General features: G+C 60.3%; 16 protein-coding genes and 2 pseudogenes. 11 read left to right on the top strand and 7 right to left on the bottom strand.

What is annotated here, in order from left to right:
• Nucleotides 1-11: 11 nt before the first annotated feature.
• The 5 genes from LCM4576_RS23045 (at nucleotide 12) to LCM4576_RS23025 (ending at nucleotide 6,269) form a co-directional block, all read left to right on the top strand.
• Nucleotides 12-1,031, top strand: coding sequence for an NAD-dependent epimerase (locus tag LCM4576_RS23045; protein ID WP_198540303.1), 1,020 nt, complete (start codon nucleotides 12-14; stop codon nucleotides 1,029-1,031).
• Between the two features lie 50 nt (nucleotides 1,032-1,081).
• The gene (locus tag LCM4576_RS23040) at nucleotides 1,082-1,876 is read left to right on the top strand and encodes a class I SAM-dependent methyltransferase (protein WP_071034801.1); all 795 of its coding nucleotides are present in this window, start codon (nucleotides 1,082-1,084) and stop codon (nucleotides 1,874-1,876) included.
• 87 nt (nucleotides 1,877-1,963) lie between these two features.
• Nucleotides 1,964-3,934: an asparagine synthase (glutamine-hydrolyzing) gene (gene asnB, locus LCM4576_RS23035; RefSeq protein WP_071034800.1), complete on the top strand. Its 1,971-nt coding sequence runs from the start codon at nucleotides 1,964-1,966 to the stop codon at nucleotides 3,932-3,934.
• 259 nt (nucleotides 3,935-4,193) lie between these two features.
• The gene (locus LCM4576_RS23030) at nucleotides 4,194-5,429 is read left to right on the top strand and encodes an O-antigen ligase (RefSeq protein ID WP_244510885.1); all 1,236 of its coding nucleotides are present in this window, start codon (nucleotides 4,194-4,196) and stop codon (nucleotides 5,427-5,429) included.
• Between the two features lie 576 nt (nucleotides 5,430-6,005).
• The gene (locus LCM4576_RS23025; RefSeq protein WP_071034837.1) at nucleotides 6,006-6,269 is read left to right on the top strand and encodes a DNA -binding domain-containing protein; all 264 of its coding nucleotides are present in this window, start codon (nucleotides 6,006-6,008) and stop codon (nucleotides 6,267-6,269) included.
• Nucleotides 6,270-6,558: 289 nt separating this feature from the next.
• Here the strand turns inward: LCM4576_RS23025 and LCM4576_RS23020 are convergent, their stop codons facing one another.
• Nucleotides 6,559-8,211, bottom strand: a complete 1,653-nt coding sequence (locus LCM4576_RS23020) for an MFS transporter (RefSeq protein WP_071034799.1) — start codon at nucleotides 8,209-8,211, stop codon at nucleotides 6,559-6,561.
• Nucleotides 8,212-8,555: 344 nt separating this feature from the next.
• On the opposite strand from LCM4576_RS23020, the gene LCM4576_RS23015 reads away from it, so the two are divergent.
• Nucleotides 8,556-9,017: a MucR family transcriptional regulator gene (locus LCM4576_RS23015; RefSeq protein WP_071034798.1), complete on the top strand. Its 462-nt coding sequence runs from the start codon at nucleotides 8,556-8,558 to the stop codon at nucleotides 9,015-9,017.
• 168 nt (nucleotides 9,018-9,185) lie between these two features.
• On the opposite strand, the gene LCM4576_RS23010 is transcribed toward LCM4576_RS23015, so the two are convergent.
• Complete coding sequence (locus LCM4576_RS23010) at nucleotides 9,186-9,398, bottom strand: cold-shock protein (protein WP_071034797.1); 213 nt, start codon at nucleotides 9,396-9,398, stop codon at nucleotides 9,186-9,188.
• Between the two features lie 576 nt (nucleotides 9,399-9,974).
• Between LCM4576_RS23010 and LCM4576_RS35970 the strand changes: the two are divergent.
• Nucleotides 9,975-10,133: pseudogene (locus LCM4576_RS35970) on the top strand (adenosine kinase); the annotation flags it as partial.
• A gap of 116 nt (nucleotides 10,134-10,249) precedes the next feature.
• On the opposite strand, the gene LCM4576_RS37775 reads toward LCM4576_RS35970, so the two are convergent.
• A complete protein-coding gene (locus LCM4576_RS37775) occupies nucleotides 10,250-10,480 on the bottom strand; it encodes a type II toxin-antitoxin system prevent-host-death family antitoxin (protein WP_071034795.1) in 231 nt (76 codons plus the stop codon).
• A gap of 116 nt (nucleotides 10,481-10,596) precedes the next feature.
• Between LCM4576_RS37775 and LCM4576_RS37770 the strand changes: the two genes are divergently transcribed.
• On the top strand, nucleotides 10,597-11,202 hold the full coding sequence (locus LCM4576_RS37770) for a PIN domain-containing protein (protein ID WP_071034794.1): 606 nt from the start codon (nucleotides 10,597-10,599) through the stop codon (nucleotides 11,200-11,202).
• Here LCM4576_RS37770 and LCM4576_RS22990 read toward each other — a convergent pair.
• The gene (locus LCM4576_RS22990) at nucleotides 11,179-12,177 is read right to left on the bottom strand and encodes a hypothetical protein (RefSeq protein WP_071034793.1); all 999 of its coding nucleotides are present in this window, start codon (nucleotides 12,175-12,177) and stop codon (nucleotides 11,179-11,181) included. The genes LCM4576_RS37770 and LCM4576_RS22990 overlap by 24 nt on opposite strands.
• A gap of 145 nt (nucleotides 12,178-12,322) precedes the next feature.
• The gene (locus tag LCM4576_RS37030) at nucleotides 12,323-12,538 is read right to left on the bottom strand and encodes a hypothetical protein (RefSeq protein WP_071034792.1); all 216 of its coding nucleotides are present in this window, start codon (nucleotides 12,536-12,538) and stop codon (nucleotides 12,323-12,325) included.
• A 719-nt stretch (nucleotides 12,539-13,257) separates the two neighbouring features.
• Here LCM4576_RS37030 and LCM4576_RS22980 point away from each other — a divergent pair.
• The 3 genes from LCM4576_RS22980 to LCM4576_RS22970 all read left to right on the top strand — a co-directional run bounded on the left by LCM4576_RS22980 (nucleotide 13,258) and on the right by LCM4576_RS22970 (nucleotide 15,530).
• Nucleotides 13,258-13,731: a hypothetical protein gene (locus LCM4576_RS22980; RefSeq protein ID WP_131803287.1), complete on the top strand. Its 474-nt coding sequence runs from the start codon at nucleotides 13,258-13,260 to the stop codon at nucleotides 13,729-13,731.
• Nucleotides 13,732-14,531: 800 nt separating this feature from the next.
• Nucleotides 14,532-15,134, top strand: a complete 603-nt coding sequence (locus tag LCM4576_RS22975) for a hypothetical protein (protein ID WP_071034790.1) — start codon at nucleotides 14,532-14,534, stop codon at nucleotides 15,132-15,134.
• Nucleotides 15,135-15,530, top strand: coding sequence for a hypothetical protein (locus tag LCM4576_RS22970; RefSeq protein WP_071034789.1), 396 nt, complete (start codon nucleotides 15,135-15,137; stop codon nucleotides 15,528-15,530). It begins immediately after the preceding gene.
• Between the two features lie 18 nt (nucleotides 15,531-15,548).
• Here LCM4576_RS22970 and LCM4576_RS22965 read toward each other — a convergent pair whose 3' ends face one another.
• Together LCM4576_RS22965 and LCM4576_RS37255 are read right to left on the bottom strand one after the other, a co-directional pair.
• Complete coding sequence (locus tag LCM4576_RS22965) at nucleotides 15,549-15,785, bottom strand: DUF6471 domain-containing protein (RefSeq protein WP_071034836.1); 237 nt, start codon at nucleotides 15,783-15,785, stop codon at nucleotides 15,549-15,551.
• Nucleotides 15,786-15,975: 190 nt separating this feature from the next.
• Nucleotides 15,976-16,197 (bottom strand): annotated as a pseudogene (locus tag LCM4576_RS37255) (IS481 family transposase); the annotation flags it as partial.
• Between the last annotated feature and the right edge of the window lie 573 nt (nucleotides 16,198-16,770).

Genomic DNA, 16,770 nt, shown 5'->3' with positions numbered 1-16,770 from the left:
GAGGAAATGTTTTGACATCAAGCAGGCCGATTCTGGTCACCGGCGCAGCCGGATTCATAGGTTTCCATCTCTGTCAGAGACTGCTCTCCGATGGCCGGCAGGTCGTCGGACTGGACTCCATGAACGAGTACTACGATGTCAACCTGAAGCGGGCGCGACTGGATCGGCTGAACGGGTTTCCCAACTTTCGGTTCGAGCATGTCGATCTCACGGAGCGCGACCGTATTTCGGCGCTGTTTTTGTCAACCGCGCCGGGGATCGTCGTCAATCTCGCAGCGCAGGCCGGCGTGCGCTATTCGCTGACCAATCCGCACGYCTATGCGGAAAGCAATCTCAACGGCTTTCTCAACATCCTCGAAGGATGCCGRCACGCCTCGGTTGGCCATCTGGTCTATGCCTCGTCCAGTTCGATCTACGGCGGCAGCACCCGAATGCCGTTCTCCGTTCACGATTCAGCCGACCATCCGCTCAGCCTCTATGCGGCAAGCAAGAAGGCCAACGAGCTTATGGCGCACACCTACAGCCATCTGTTTGGAACGCCGACGACGGGACTGCGCTTCTTCACCGTCTACGGCCCATGGGGGCGGCCCGACATGGCCCTGTTCATCTTCACCAGGGCTATACTCGCGGGCGAACCGATCGACGTCTTCAACCACGGCAGCATGCAGCGTGACTTCACCTATATCGACGATATCGTCGAAGGCCTAGTCCGCGTGATGCAATGTCCCGCAACAGCCAATCCGGAATGGAGAAGTGCGGCGCCCGATCCAGCGACCAGCAGCGCGCCTTTCAGGATCCACAATATCGGAGGGAACTCGCCCGTTCAGCTGAACAGATTGATCGAAGTGCTCGAGGACGCGCTGGGCAGAAAGGCAATCCGCAACCTCATGCCGCTGCAGCCTGGCGACGTTCCGGCGACATACGCCGACGTCAGCTCGCTTGAGGAGGCGACCGGCTTCAGGCCTAAAGTGTCGGTTGAGGTCGGCGTTCCGCGTTTCGTGGAATGGTATCGGGAATTCTATCAGGTATGACCGGGAGCGGGTCTTCGATCTGCGAGCAGCATGGCCAAGGGGGAGCGCCAATGGAAGCGCGCTATGATTTCGGCCGGAACTGGTCCGAGCTGGCTGCGCGGTTCGAGGAAGAGCACCTGGATCATGCCTGCGAGGATCTGCGCCATCTTGTTGGCGACATCAAAGGCCGGACTTTTCTCGACATAGGTTGCGGATCAGGCCTGCATTCGGCGGYGGCTCTCCGACTGGGTGCGCGGAAAGTCTTGGCGCTCGATTACGATATCGGTTGCGTCGAAACGGCGAATGCCGTCCTCACCCGGTTTGYGCCGGACGGGAACTGGCGCGTCAGGCGGGGTGACGTTCTCGACAAGGACTCCCTTCCGTCCGAGACGTTCGACGTCGTGTATTCCTGGGGCGTTCTGCACCATACGGGCGACATGTGGGCGGCCATTCGCAACGCCGCTGAGTTTGTCGCCCCCGGCGGCTGCCTCGCCATCGCGATCTACCTGAAAACGCCTCTTTGCGGATTCTGGACGGCCGAAAAGAGGCTTTATTCCTCCCAGCGATGGTTGCGGCCGCCAGTGAAAGCGCTCTTCGTCTCCGCTTACATGCTTGCGAGGACGCTACGCCATCGGGACGCGTTCTCCTTCGTCCGCAATTACCGGGAACGGCGCGGCATGGAATTCCTGGCGGACGTCGACGACTGGCTTGGCGGATATCCTTACCAGTCAGCATCGGCTGCGGAGCTGGAGGCCGTGGTCGAAAGCCTCGGTTTCCGAACGAAAGAGCGGTTCAACGTGAATGCCGGCGTCGGCCTTTTCGGCACGGGTTGTGGCGAATGGTGTTTCGAAAGGACGCATTGCTGACCGCTGCGACTTCTTCCGGCTGCGTTCGGCGCACAGAGGATTGAAGGTGAAGACTCGCGCGTGGCCATGATGGAGCGTTGTCGCTGAATGTGCGGTATTGTCGGGATTGTCGGAGGAGCGGCCGCGACGAGCAGCGGCGCCTTCAACGCACGCCGCATGGCGGACATGATCCGGCATCGCGGACCGGATGGCGACGGCGTCTGGACCGACGCCGAGGCCGGCGTCGCTCTCAGCCAGCGCCGGCTGGCAATCGTCGATCTGTCGTCCGCCGGCGCGCAGCCGATGGCTTCGCACGGCGGCCGCTTTGTCATTGTCTTCAACGGTGAAATCTACAATCACGCCGACATGCGCGCGCTCCTCGATCGGAAGCATGGCCATCAAGCCTGGCGCGGGCATTCCGACACTGAGGTCTTTCTGGCCGCGATCGAAGTGCTGGGCCTGAGGGAGGCCCTCGAATTGTCCGTCGGCATGTTCGCGTTCGGCCTTTGGGACCGGCGGGAGAGAACGCTCGTGYTTGGGCGCGACCGCCTGGGAGAGAAGCCGTTGTACTACGGCCGCATTGGCAATGCGTTCGCGTTCGCCTCGGAACTCAAGGCGTTTCATCCGCTGCCAAATTGGCGCCCGGAAATCGACCGGAACGCGCTGATGCTGTTGATGCGCCACAACTACATCCCCGCGCCCTACAGCATTTATCGGGGCATCAGGAAATTGAGACCGGGTCACTTTCTGGTCCTTTCCGAAAGCATGCGGGAGCCGCGCGTCGAGCGCTATTGGAGCCCGAAGGAGATTGCGGAACAGGGCCGGCAGGACCCGTTTCAGGGAAGCCCCGAAGAGGCGGTCGATGAGCTCGAGCGCCATCTTCGCCGCTCGCTCGAAGGACAGATGATCGCCGACGTACCGGTCGGCGCCTTCCTCTCGGGCGGCATCGATTCCTCTGCGATCGTGGCGGTCATGCAGTCGATCAGCCCGCGGCCGGTACGCACGTTCACGATCGGATTTTCCGAAGCTGGCTATAACGAAGCCCACCACGCCGAGCAGGTGGCCCGCCAGCTCGGCACCGATCATACGGAACTCTATCTAAGCGAGCGGGACGCGCTCGATGTCGTGCCGCAGCTGCCTGGCATCTATTGYGAGCCCTTCTCGGACTCGTCGCAGATTCCGACTTTCCTCGTCTCCAAGCTCGCGCGCGGCAGCGTCACCGTTGCGCTGTCGGGCGACGGCGGAGACGAGCTGTTTTCGGGATACACCCGATATGCGCTCGCCGATGCGTTCTGGAACAAGCTTTCGCGCATCCCGATCGGCTTGCGCCRCATGTCAGCGGGGCTGGCGACTCTGCCGTCGCCCGGTCTCTACAACAATGTAGCCGCTGGCATCATGCCCCTGTTGCCGCAACGCCTCCGCCGCGCGCGCGTCGGCGACAAGATCCATAAGGCGGCGTCAGTCTTTTCGCTGGGAAGCATGAACGACGTCTATCGTCGTCTCTGCTCGCATTGGGAACCCGCTGAACTCCTTCCGGGCGGGATCGAGCCCCCTACCATGCTGACAGGACTCGAACCGCTTCCAGTTCTGTCGGGCAACGTCGAGCAGATGATGTATCTCGACATGATGAGCTATTTGCCGGACGACATTTTGGTCAAGGTCGATCGCGCGGCTATGGCGGTCAGTCTCGAGACCCGAGTGCCGTTCCTCGACCACCGCCTCGTAAGCTTCGCGCTGTCATTGCCGCTTTCCGTCCTGCGCGCTGAGAGCCAAACGAAGTGGCCACTGAGGCAACTTCTTTACAAACATGTCTCGCGCGAACTCGTCGAGCGTCCCAAGATGGGGTTCGGGGTCCCGATCGACGCCTGGCTGCGTGGCGCGCTTCGCGACTGGGCCGAAGCGCTTCTCGACGAACGCCGGCTTCGGGAAGACGGGCTCTTCCGTCCCGATTCCGTCCGGCGCGCCTGGTCCGAGCACCTTTCGGGCCAGCGCAATAACCAGTATCTGCTTTGGGATGTTTTGATGTTTCAATCCTGGCGGGAAGCCCAGCAGATGTGCTCGCCCGCTGCCGCGGCATAACCGACAACGAGGAACAATCACCGGAGCGTCGACCGCATTATCGATCTATCGAGCACTCTGCTCAGCCGCTATACCGTCCAATGCGAAGAGGCTGCAATACCAGACGGGAACCATTTTGAACGATCTGCGGACCGCCCACCAACTCCCAAGGCAGGCTCTAATCCCGTTTGCGACGCTCCGGCGCCGATTTACGCCCGCGAACATCAATATCTGCTTTTCGGCTGCCTGCTTCTTTTCACCGCCCGTCCTGGGATCGGTCGTGAGTTTCGTCTTCCATGGCGGCGCACTCTGGTCAGTGGTGCTGCTCGCGACCAAGCGGCGACGCTTCAATTTCGATCGCCCGATGCTTGGGATAACGGCAGYCATCTATATCTACTGCGCAGCCATGGTGCTGGGGTCGATTGCCGGTGGTATGCTGAGGGCTGACCTGCCGCTACTGCTGTCGCTGGCCACCCTGCTGTTCTTTCCGATTTCCTATTCGACGTGGAGCATCACGGACAAACTCACCCTGGCGCGCATTGCAGTGCGCGCCAGCGCCGCTGCATGCGCCGGCGCGTTGGTGCTGGCCATCATCCAATATTATTGGATCGGAATGCTCAGGGCCGAAGGCGGCGCTGGAAATCCGATCGTCTTTGCGACGGTGACTTGCCTCGCAGCGATGACGTGCGTTGCGGGCGCTTTGTCGGGAATAGAAAAAGACCGGATGCCCTTGATTGCTGCCGCTCTCGCGGGCGTCCTGGCAATCCTCTACTCGGGCTCTCGTTTGATATGGGTTGCCTTATTGGTTGCCACCGTCGCCGTCCTTCTAGTCAATCGGAACAAATTGACGCGAGGAAATATGAGAAGATCGCTGACGATCGCGGTCGCTTCCGGCCTCCTGACCGTGGCAATCACCTTTCCTATCATCGTCGACCGCACCGCCGTCCTGTTCAAGGACTGGGACGCCCTCGTCACCAAAGGCGACCACTCGACTCCACTCGGGCTCCGGGTTGGACTCTGGGACGTAGGCGTCAACGCATTTCGTGAGACACCATTCCTCGGCCACGGCGTCTCCGCCAGTCGGGCGCTGATAAGACAAGGATTCAAAGACCGATTTGGAATAGACCAAGGTTTCAATCACTTTCACAATGGCTTTTTGACCGCGCTGGTAGAGGCCGGGCTGATGGGCGCCCTCGCCCTTGCAGCGGTTTTCGCCATAGCAGCCTGCCACGCCGCAAGGGTCTTGCGACGAAGCGCGGACCCATCGGAGCGCTTCGGTGCGACGATGGTCACCGTCGCAGTGGTTACCTACCTGATCGGCGGCCTTGGCGGCATTCTGGTCGGCCACGACATCCTGGATTCGACCCYGATGGTTTTTCTGGTTTCCGGAACATACTTGGCGTGCGGAGAAACGGTGTCCCCGACCGGGAAAAGCTCGCATTGTCAGTCAGCGGGTCATAACCATCGCGCCGGCTGCCCAGAAATAGTCGCTGTTGGTCCGCCAGAAAGCCCGTGAGTCCGGCAAAATCGAACTTCGCCTTTCGCCCGAGTACCATTGCTTCGTTTTTTAAGGCCCGTGTTTCGCCAAGTGGGAAAAGACTTCACGTCGCCAGATGCAGCAAGCAGCTTGTCATGAAGGTAGGCTTGCTCCTCAAATCGCGCTTTCCTTATCAGCAGTGGGGTCATCCTGGCTATTTGRCTGTTCCGAGCGCCGGATTGGGCCGCAGCATTTGACCAAACGTTGATTGGAACTTTAGATCTCGCTAAGGAAGCTTGCCGCGCGGCTCAAGCGAAAACACGGCTGCGCGTGGCCGGCTTATCGCAGAAGTGCCTAGGCGAGCGGTCGAGAATTCAGACCGCGCCAACTCGGGAAAACATTCCCTAGCGCCCTGCGGGTCTTGCGGCAGAACGGACAGTGCCATAGCTTCCCGACCCTGGGCTTTGGTCCCAATATAAGGCCGTCATGTGATTGCCTCTTTTTGTGGACCGGCCCTCTTGGTTATCCATACAAGGACACGAGTTCCGTCTCGAGCATTCCCACCCGGAACATGTCTCGACAATGCAACTTCCGAGGCTTGAAAGCGGAGAGACCATGCCAGCAACCGATAAAATACCACTCGCCTCGGAAGTCCCCTGGTCGGACAGCGTTACCGCCTACGACAAAGAGCATTTCACGATCTATATGCGCTTTCTGGATGCCGCCGCCGACAACGCCAGTTACGAGGAAATGGCCGATCTAATCCTAGGCATCGATCTGGAGCGAGAACCGGAACGCGCCCGTAACGCGGCCCGCAGCCACCTAGACCGAGCGAACTGGATGGTCACGACCGGCTACAAGGATCTGTTTGCCAGCTGAACACCCCCGCAGAATCGAATTGAATGGACAGCCGATTGACTGGTCTGCCCGTTGTGATTCGATGATCTGTCTAAAACTTGAGCGACATGACGACGGCAAGGCGGAGCGCCCGGCGGCGCTTCGGCGCGGGACCGCAGCGTGCGCGTCGTTGGCACCACTGTTCGGCTTGTAGAGCTGTGGATAGCGATCCCCCAGCCGCGCTCTATCTCCATCGAACTTCGCGCCGGCCTTTGCCGCCATCATGATGCCTGCGCTTCGCGCAGGCAGCGATTACCAAATCGAGACGAGATCACCGTCGGAAAAAGAAGCTCCCCGACTGCTCCCGCCTGCGCGGCGCCCCGGTCGGCCRCTCGATTGCAAGCCTCGTGCGGGGCGGCARCTCTCCCGCATGCAGTTCGATGAGGCGCTGGTCCACCTCCTTGTCCTCCGCGGTCAGGCGGTGGTTGAGGCGGAGGTAGTCCATCCAGGTCGGCGTGCGGAATGTCTCCGTCCAATGCGAGGGATCCTGAAGGTCGCGCTGGAGGTTCCAGTGCCGGGCGCCGGCGCGGCTCTGCACCCGGCGGCGTTCCTGCATCAGATTGAGGAAGGCTTCGACATCGATCTCCGGTATGGCGTACTCGATCTTGACGACGATCGGGCCGCTTCTCGACTTCAAGTCGAGGGCGAGCGCTGGCGTTTCGAAGCCAAGGGAATCCTGGTCGGCCTCTTTCCATTGACGGATCGGGAGCAGCAATCCGGTGGCGGCGACCAACAAGAGAGTTCCCGCAGAGACCTCCAGCGCCAGGGCGAGCGAATAGCTTTCAGCCACCACGCCCCACAGCCAGCTTCCGGCCGCGACGCCTCCCGACGAGAGGGCAGAATAGATCGAGAGCGTGCGGCCAACCACCCACCGCGGGCTCGACAGTTGCACGGTCACGTCAAGTCCCGTCCAGGTGACGACCCAGCCTGCCCCGCCAAGCATTAATGCGATACTTGCCACCACCACCGAAGGCGTGAACGCAAGCGCCAGGCAGCAGGCGGCGCAGGCGATGCAGGCGAGCGTCGTCAGCCTCTCCTGTGACAGCGTCCGTCTCAGCGCGTTGTTGGAAATGCCCGCGCACAAGGCGCCCGCGCCAAATCCGGCCATCAGGACACCATAGGCGATCGCCCCTCCCCCGAGTTGGTCCCGGGCAACGAGAGGCAGTAGCGCGAGGATGGAAATGCTCGTCAGTCCGAACAGGGTTCCACGCGCGATTGCCGCCTTGATCTCACCTGACAGCGCCGTGAAGCGGGCCCCATCGTGAATGGCGGTGGTCAATGGCTCACGGGGAAGAGGCGAAGAGCGACCGCTCCACTTGTACAGTCCTATGGCCCACAGCATCGCCAGATAGGTCAGCGTCGCCAGGGCAAAAGCCGTCAGCGGTCCGAAGGAGGCGACAACGACGCCGCCGAGCGCCGGGCCGATGCTTCGCATGGCATTGTAGCCGACTGAGATCAGCGTGACGGCGGCCGGAACTTCGCGCTTTCGCAGGATRTCGCCAACCGAGGCGTGCCAGGCCGGATCGGTGAAGGCAGCGCCGCATCCGGCCAGGCAGCTGAAGGCGAGGATCAGCCACGGATTGTAAAATCCCAGCCCGACAAGAGCGGTCAGCGTGATCGACGACAACGCTATCACGCACCAGCCGAGCGCCATCACGTTGCGGCGGCTGAAATTGTCGGCAATGGCCCCGGCGAAGATCGACAATAGGAAGACGGGCAGCGTCGTGGAGGCCTGCACCAGGGCGACCATCACGTCCGAGGTCGAAATGGTCGCCATCAGCCAGCTGACCGCAACCGTCTGAACCAGCCAGCCCAGACCGGACAGCTGTGCGGCAAGCCAGATCGCCCGAAAGGTGGGGCTTTCCAGCGGCGCGAACGTCGCCGACGAAACCGAAGCCGCGTCCGCGCGCGCCACCCTGCTCATTTGGCGAACCCTCTCTGTTCGTGCACGGTTAGTTGGAGACTTCTCTTTGGCGCAATTGCCTCTGGAGAGTGGCAGGATCAGGGCATTATAAGTGCCGAACCGAAGTAATTTCGTGTGGCTGCTCCAAAGCTAAAACCGAACGTTCTGCCGGAATACCATCGAGGGCCGTAGGGGCCAATGCACCGTTCTGCTACAAGTCTAAGCGGCGGCAAGCGCGTATAGCTTGGGTGTCGGTTTGAGAAGGCGGTATTGAGGAGAGACCTTACACAACTGTCATTGCGTTCTGCGCCCGCTTTCATTAATGAAGCGCACCTTTGCATACGTCATCAAATCAGGAGCATTCAGTGACAGAAGAAGCCGAGAACAATACTGCCGCTCTCATAGAGCTTACCGCGGACGTCGTGTCGGCGTACGTGTCGAACAATCCGGTCCCCGTTGGCGAGCTTCCGGGCCTGATCGACCAGGTGCACGCCGCGTTGAAGGGCACGCTCGGCGCCCCGGTCGCGAAGCCCGAAGCCCGCCCGCCTGCCGTTCCCATCAAGAAATCGGTCACGCCCGACTACATCATCAGCCTGGAGGACGGAAAGAGGTTCAAGTCGCTGAAGCGGCATCTCGCGACCCACCATGGCCTCACGCCTGACGAATACCGCACCAAGTGGGGCCTGCCCGCAGACTACCCGATGGTTGCGCCGAATTATGCCGCGGCCCGCTCGGCTCTGGCCAAGACTATGGGACTCGGGCGAAAGCCTGGTCAGACAAAGCAGGCTGCCCCTGCGAAGAGGTCCCGCAAAAACGGCGCAGGCTGATCGTTGTTCGGCGTGCTGATTTGAAAGGAGGGGGTCTCCCCGCCTTTTCGCTCTGTGTTCCGCAGCTTGCAACAATTTGCGCAGGGCTTCTGCCGATCGATGTCCCCGCGGGAGTTCGTCTGCGGGGACATCGATCGCGATCGGCTCGTACACATGCGCAAGAGCCAGTCAGCTTGCTTTGCTGAGACTGCCGGCTGAGGATTTCCCGGTGCGGCGGTCCTGCTCGATCTCGTATTTGACCTTTTGCCCATCAACGAGAGTCGAAAGACCCGCACGCTCCACGGCGGAAATGTGAACGAACACATCAGCGCCACCTCCATCGGGCTGGATAAATCCGAAACCCTTCGTGCTGTTGAACCATTTTACAGTGCCAGTGGCCATGAATTCTCCTTCGTATCGGTTGCAGCGTTGGTTCGCCCAAGCCAGTTAACATTCTGACTTGGGGATAGGCGCAGCAAAAAGGACAAATCGCAAGACCTTGGATCGACCAGGAAGATCAACGGCGGATAGGAGCACTGAACGGTCACGACCGCTGTTCCGTTTTCTGCGAAGCCTTGCCCGCTCGCCCAGCGTGTGCTCGGGCGCGCGGACATCGAGGGCGACAGCGTGGTGCGGATGGGCGAGAGCCCAGCAGAGGCCTGCATCGCCTCCKGGGCGATGCCTCGGCACCAGAGACCAGGGGCGAACCAGGCACCAGCGGATTGCCACTGTGCTCCGACCACGCGCAGGTTTGTCGCCTCGCGGCAGCGCTGAGAGGCGCAGTCGTGTGGGAAGCCGATGAAAATTGGGGGCCATCACGAACTACGAACCGCCCACCCTCATCTGCCATCACGTCCGCACGCGTAACCCTGTTTACGCCTGCAAGATCTAATCTTCGCCGCATTCCCGTGGCGGCTCGTCGAACACGCCCACCCCGATGATCTCGTATGGCAGCGACCAATTTAGCACATTCGGGTATCTTGCGTCGAGCTCAGGCCGGAGATGTCGAGGCCGACAAGGCCGCCGGAGCCAGGGTCATCTATTTCGAGGGGTATCTTTGGGATCCGCCGCACGCCGAAGAAGCGATCCGGCAGACCGCGAGACGCGCATGCGGCGGGGCGCGAAGTGTCGATGACCGCTGGACGGATTTCGACACCATGCCAGAACAGGACGGCAGCTGGCTCGCTGGGCCGGCACGCTTCAAAACCATAGCCGCGGGGTGACGGTTTCGGGAACAGGCCAACCGTTCGTCACTATTTGCCCGCTTTCCCACCAGCCCCTGCACGCCCTCCGCTCAGGAGCAATTCCTTCGCCTCGGGCGACCAGCGGCTTCTTGTAACAGACAGTTGGAAGCTTCGGTTGTGGTCGACGATAGTCTGCGGGCCATGGTTGGCCGCGGCATCCAGTAGTTCCGCGAACCTCTCCTGCGCATCGGCGACCGACCAGGCGTTCGGTTCGGTCCCCGCAGGTTTCAAGCCTTTCATTCCGGGACTTTTGCCCATGCCGAATCCTTCCCCCGCACACGGCGACTACGCTTAACGATTTGCCGGCGCCTCTCGCCTACGTTCGCGCCGCACAATCGCACTGACACAATAGCAGGATGCCAGCGGTGAGCCCACTCCCGAGAATTTATGTCCTTGACACGAACGTAGTAAGCGAACTCATCAAGAAAAGACCACATCCCAGCGTCGTTCGCTGGATAGCGGAAACGGACACCTCGCTCGCGATCCCGTTTGGTTGCGTGATCGAAATTCAGCGAGGCATTACGCTGCTTCAGACACGGAACGTCGCCAGATCCCTTGAACTGCAGTCCTGGCTCGACCGCCTTCTGGTGTCGGACATGGCGTTCCTCCCCATGGATGCCGAGACCTCGAAGCTCTACGCCCGAATGACGCTCGTCCMCAGTCTAAAAGACCTGTGGACGAAATCGCCCCAAGCCAAGGACGCGAGAATGCACCAAGACCTGGCGATCGCGGCGTCCGCCATCGTGCACCGTGCCGTCGTCGCCACGATGAACACCAAGGACTTTTTGAGGATCAACCGTCATTTCCCGCTCCCAGGACTTTTCGATCCCGCATCACTCGAGTGGAGYGTCCTTCCGAAAAGCGGGCACCGTCGGCCACAACCGGTGCACCGTTTCGCGGCAACTRCCCGCCCCCGCCATAGGGCGAACGCTTCGCCATCACTCTGTCGAGATGCCTTTTGAGGGCTTTGCCCCAACGGCAAACTCAAGCGCAGGAACGACGTCCTTGACCAGCCAAGGGCCCAGTTCGTTGGCTTCGGGCCAATCCTCGCGGCCGCCGAGCCGGTAGAGGACCATGGAAACCTTCCCCCACTGGCTCCCTTGCGGGAAGGTGGCGGGATGCACTCTCCAATCGGCGCTGTCTCCGGAATTCGGTTCTACAAACACGGCCAGGCTCTGCAGTTCAGCGCGCGCCCGGCGCGCCGGGTGCTCCAGTTTCGCGACCAGCGCGCCCTTGGCGACGTTTTTGCCATCGAAATGCGTCTCGAGCGCCACCCGGATGTCGCTGAGCATGCCGCGGAGCCGCTCGACGAGAATTGGGACCGCGTTTTGGACTTTCGCGCGCGCCAGAGCTCTCAGGCCGTCGGAGCCGCCAATGTCGGCCGGGTCCGGTTGCCCGGCGTGAGTTTCGCCGGAAACCAGGGACTTGATCTCGCGAACGGTCGGCCGCTCCCCCGCCTTGAGGTCCGCAACCACGGAAACGACGACTTCCTGGCTGGCGGTGGCTAGAGTGTACATAGCCGCCGCAGGCATGCTGCATTCGACCATCACCTTCCGATGCGGACGCAAGTTGTTGTGAACAGCTATGTAGTTGCCAGCCCCTCGCCTCGTCAGGCGGCACGCACGTTTTGACCACTTCTCGAACGCCTCCTGGCTCGGCGATTTGTCGCGCACTTTCGCGAGCATCTCCCCGCAGGCGAATACCTCGTCAGTACGCTTGCGGCCTAGCGAGGCGAACATCTCCCGCGCCTCTTCGAACAGAGGCACGGCAGCGGTTGCGATCCCCAGGCTGTCGTAATCGATCGTCTGCTCGTTCGGTTTCGCCGAACTTGACTGACGGCTATTGCGCTTCCCCTGCCCCGATGCGGCGACGTCCTTCGGCAGCACGACCTTTTCAATTTCCTGTGCGGTTTCGTTMAGGGCATTCGAACCGTCCATCAATACTACCTCCCAAGCATTTGCTGAGACAGCGGCGACATCGGCCAGATCCTGACTCACGTTTCAGATGCCGTCGCGTACGGCATATTCGTTTAAGAATGGAGGAGAATGTCGGGAAATGTTTTCCCAGTTCCGCAACTGCTCATCAGGCAGTCCGACGCGTACTGTCTCCCGCCGCCTTCCTTGATCGCAGCGTCTTGYCAGCAAGTGCACGCACTTCTTCGGCCATCAGCTTCCTTCTCTCGAGCAAAGCGCCCGCGATATTGACGAGCTTCGCTCGCTTGGCCTCGATAAGCCGCTTGGCGCGGTCGAACTCAGCGCCCAGGACTCCTTCCACCCGCCTCCTGAGATCGCGGTCCATGTAGCGACGAGCAGCTCCCGATCGGTACGTCTCGAAAGGTGCGTCAGCCCGCTCCCCAATCCATAGGACGCCTCGAACTGCAGCGTCAGCCTGGTGGCTTCATGAAGGTCGGATCCTTTCCCTCCGCCGCCGCCAGCACTCTGCCCAAGCACGGCTTCTTCCGCGCAATCCGGCAAGCCCGGGCGCGGTCCGGTCAAGGAACTGCTTCCCGGTCCTCTCGGCAAGAAAGGCCGGCGTAACCTGGCGCTGCCACCTTGTTGCTCCTCGGCTCCGGATGGATTGAAGGTATCCTTGGTTTCCACATGGATCGATCTCCGACGTCGAGCTCTAGCCCGACTACCGCGTGGCCAGCCTCATGGATCGCCGCGCGCCGCAAAACGGCTTCGGGAACGGGGACAAGCGCAGAGGTCCTCGGGGGCGATCTACCATCTGGCACGCCGCGCGAGCCGGCGGGCGGGCAAGCCGATCCAAAGGCAGCTGCTTATAGCAAATGGAAGATCGCCGCCGACTGCTTCCGGTTGCCTAGCGCTGCCCGGGAGACAACAAACGAAACTCTTTCTCAATGGAAAACAATGTCGGACATCGGACACGGTTTTGAGCTTCGCACATTGTACTATCCCGGCTTTTTTCTGGCACGATTTCTGCTGATCAAGGCGTGAGCGCTCGCAGTCGGCTCACCACGCGACCAGTCCGCCCTCTATCTGTATTGGAGAATCGAGATGGCTACACCAATTCAACAGTTGACAAACCAGGTCGACGACAATCCCGGCCCAAAATACCAGCCGCCGTGGGATTTCTTGCCGGTCGACACAAACACGGGCGTAGGCGGAAAATACATCTACATTGGCTACATTTTAGGCGACAGCAATCCAGTAACGTCAATCAACTTCGTTGCCTACGGCCAAGCGCAGGCTAATCCGCCTTCTGGCTGGAGCTGGACGGGCCAAGATTTGAAACAAGGCGCAGGCGGCAAGTTCATCTACATGATCTGGAAAAACGGTGAGCCGGGCAARCAGCCCATCACAGCCCTTCAACTGCTCGTGACGAACCAGTCATCGCCGCCTTATATCGCTGGCTATGAGGCGATCAACCAAGACCTGAACCAAGGCGCTGGTGGACCGTACATCTGGCCATATTACAGCACGACCGTGCAGATGCAGGCCAAGGCAGAGGCTATCCTCGTGAAAGAATAGCCGGGTCTCGAAAGGCTCGCCCTCCCACGACAACATCGTTTCGGCTAAGCCGTTCRCATCGTGGTACCGCATCACCTGTCCCCGCGTCGTRCAATCAGGTAGATGCGCACATCTGAAAGCCGAACCGGCGGAGTGTTCTTCGGCGGCGCCAACAAAGGGCGGCGAAGCCTGCGCTGGAAGCCATGTCAGCGCGCCGCTCCCCTGGCTCACCAGCCTGCTGCAGCAAAATGGTGCCGTACTACAACTCCGCCATGCACCGATGCCCCGGATTGGCCACGATGCGAAGAAAGGCCCGCTGCCGGGAGGAGGTGACAGCGGGCCGATATCGAAAACAGCGCGGGAGGATGTGCGCTGAATTCAACGCCGGCATCCGTCTGGGAGGAGAAAGGCCGACGGCTTGACCATAACGAGATCTCGGCATGCTGCAATGCACAAAAATTTGTACCGCACCTGCGAGGGCATGCTCGGTCGGGCACAAAATGTGCGTTGTCCATCAAAGACTGAATTGCTCCTTGTTCCAACGCCTCCGCCACAGCTGCTCGACATCCGGCAACGTCAGACATCGGACRCCGCCTCTGTCGTTCGTTGTTAGGCAGGTCGGGGGCATGGCAGCGTTTGCAGATTTCCGGCGCATAACTCACCATAAACGATGATGTTTGCCATCGTTTTCGCCCTGCGACGGGCTAAGATCAGGTGCGGAACGTGGAGTACAGAAGCGCCATGAAAGAAGGCAATACTGGGGATTAAAAATTAGTACCGAGTAGTTGTTTAGCCGTCACAGTTAGGCTACAGCAACCATCATGATGAATCAGAACGCAGCCCTGAATGTCCCGCTGAGCCATGAAGATCGCTTTGGCGCCCTCCGTGGTCCTCAAGGCACCCCTCGGGACTGGGAAACCGGAGTGCAGCCTAAGTCACTGACATCGCTGGACAAAGCTGTTGGCGAGYAGCTGCGAAACTATCGCGAATTGGCTCAGTCTTCTCTTTTCCGGAACGTCGCGCAGTGCTCTTCGTTTATTTGGRCAATGACGGAAAGCGGTGATATCCTCATTGCATACGAGGAGATCATGATCGACCCCAGCATGATCGGTGTCGATGGGTTGAAGGAGGGATATCCGCGCCGGCGCGGATTCCCCACCCATCCGTCCGAGGAGAAAAAGCTCGGTCACCCGACCCTGGTTGGCGGCGGCAAGGCGCGTATCGCTGGCGAGCTATTTCTTGACGTCAAGGATGGAAAGCTGCACTGGTTTGTCAACTGYAATTCGGGGCGCTACTGTCGGGATCTCAGCGTCCGGCCAACTCAGAGCAATTGCGACGCTGTAGAGGAATTATTTAGAGAGTTGATTGAGTCTGACCTTAGATTCGACAATCCTCTCAAGGACCTAGGGGCACTGGAGGGATAGATGGCTATGAACAAAAACCACCCGGAAGGCCGACAGATGAAGTTGATGTACCTGTTCGGCTCGTTCCGACCCTCTGAGCGTGCGGAGCTTTCCGCAGCAGCGGAAGCTACGCCTGAGCTATTTCTCAACGCCTTGGGCGCCTTCCTTGCCAAATGGGCAGAGGCTACATGGATTGAGGAGTACAATGTGGAGCGAGTTGGCGAGTGGATCGCGGCGAAGTGCTCCACGACAATCAGGAATGGCGCGTTGGAACTGGCTCGGGGCGAACTGGCAAAGGGCGGTAATGAGCCGATCCGCGTCACAACGTACCGAGCGCTGATTGCTGGCATGAACCAATATTCTGCGCCTGCCTTRCACTCTGTCCATGCACAAGAGAGGCCTTCACCTGCCCGCTAAGGGCTTCTCGGCAGAAAGCTAGGTCTCCAAGCTGACTTGGCGGACGCCAATCACGTCCATGCACATCAGGAAGAACGCGGCGGTGAAGCTGCCACGGCTTATCTTGTTTGCCAGATTGCGCTCGCTGTCTTGCGCTCCGCGCTCCTTCAGCCTCTCAGCGAGTGCAGCGTATGTAATGCCACGCCGCTTTAATTCGCCTTTCAATATGTTTTTCGCCTGTTCTTCATAGTAAGCCATAGGTGGATTGTCAGCCATCATCGCTTCTCCGGAGAAACCTTATAAACGATGATATATGTCCTTGCCGGGAAGAAACAATCTTCTTTATTTGATGCTCAATATTATTGAATTTGATGTGTCTCAACGCTTCCTCCTTTCCATARCAGCCCCCTCTCGCTGGTAGAGGTTATGTGCATGTCCGACGAGGGAGCCACGCCAGAATGCTGCCGGGTGACGCGGTGCCCCCACAGAGCCGATCCGGCCGAGCTTCTTGATATCGAGATGGATGAGCTCGCCATGATGCTCGCGCTCACAGCGGAGCACCGGCTCGGCCGGTTCCAGGTCTTTTCAGCCGTGACAGGCGGCGCGGTGCCAGCACCCGGCTCACCGTCGCCTCGGATACATCGGTTTGCATAATGTGCTTGGCGGTCAGGCGCTGCCGGCGCTGCGCTGCGAGCATCCGCCACTGCGGCTTCGGTTTGCCCCACTCGATCCATCTCTCCACCACCTTCGCCACTCGAGAGGACATGGCCCGCGACGTTGTTGAAGGCCGCCTTTCCAAAGCCGATGCGCGGCGCGGACATACGGGGGGCCCGCAGGCGTCAGATGGGCATTCTTGTGGATGTTCGTTCGGTTCTCCGAGAATCACTGGAGCTTCGACAACCTCAGCATTTTCGGTCGGTGCCGAATGGATAACCTCCTGAAAGCTGAAGCTCACAGCTAGCTATCGGGGGACTAGCGTATCGGGCTTGCTGCAGCGCGTCCCATCCGCCTTTCCTCGTCCGCTTGACCGCCAAGGCGTCGTTCACTATACGTTCTCGCCCATGACCCCGCACCAGCGCCTCGACCTCATACGCTGACCGATCCTTCGGACGCCCTCGCGGCGGCCAAGAAGGCAAGCGCATGAACCCGAGGACAGTACCGTGATCCATACCTCCAGGAAATTCGAAACGACGACGAGACATTCCTGGCGCGCGCTCATACGCGCGGCCATCGGCGCCTGAGCGCGCCGTCTCTTCCTCAG

This window comes from Mesorhizobium sp. LCM 4576 (assembly GCF_001854815.1).
Classification (GTDB): domain Bacteria; phylum Pseudomonadota; class Alphaproteobacteria; order Rhizobiales; family Rhizobiaceae; genus Mesorhizobium; species Mesorhizobium plurifarium.
This window is presented reverse-complemented; position numbering and strand designations above follow the sequence as displayed.

Excerpts from the sequence above, each read along its gene's own strand:
- LCM4576_RS23025 (WP_071034837.1), top strand. The coding sequence starts at position 6,006 with ATGCCAGCAACCGATAAAATACCACTCGCCTCGGAAGTCCCCTGGTCG.
- LCM4576_RS23010 (WP_071034797.1), bottom strand. The coding sequence starts at position 9,398 with ATGGCCACTGGCACTGTAAAATGGTTCAACAGCACGAAGGGTTTCGGA.
- LCM4576_RS37775 (WP_071034795.1), bottom strand. The coding sequence starts at position 10,480 with ATGAAAGGCTTGAAACCTGCGGGGACCGAACCGAACGCCTGGTCGGTC.
- LCM4576_RS22965 (WP_071034836.1), bottom strand. The coding sequence starts at position 15,785 with ATGGCTGACAATCCACCTATGGCTTACTATGAAGAACAGGCGAAAAAC.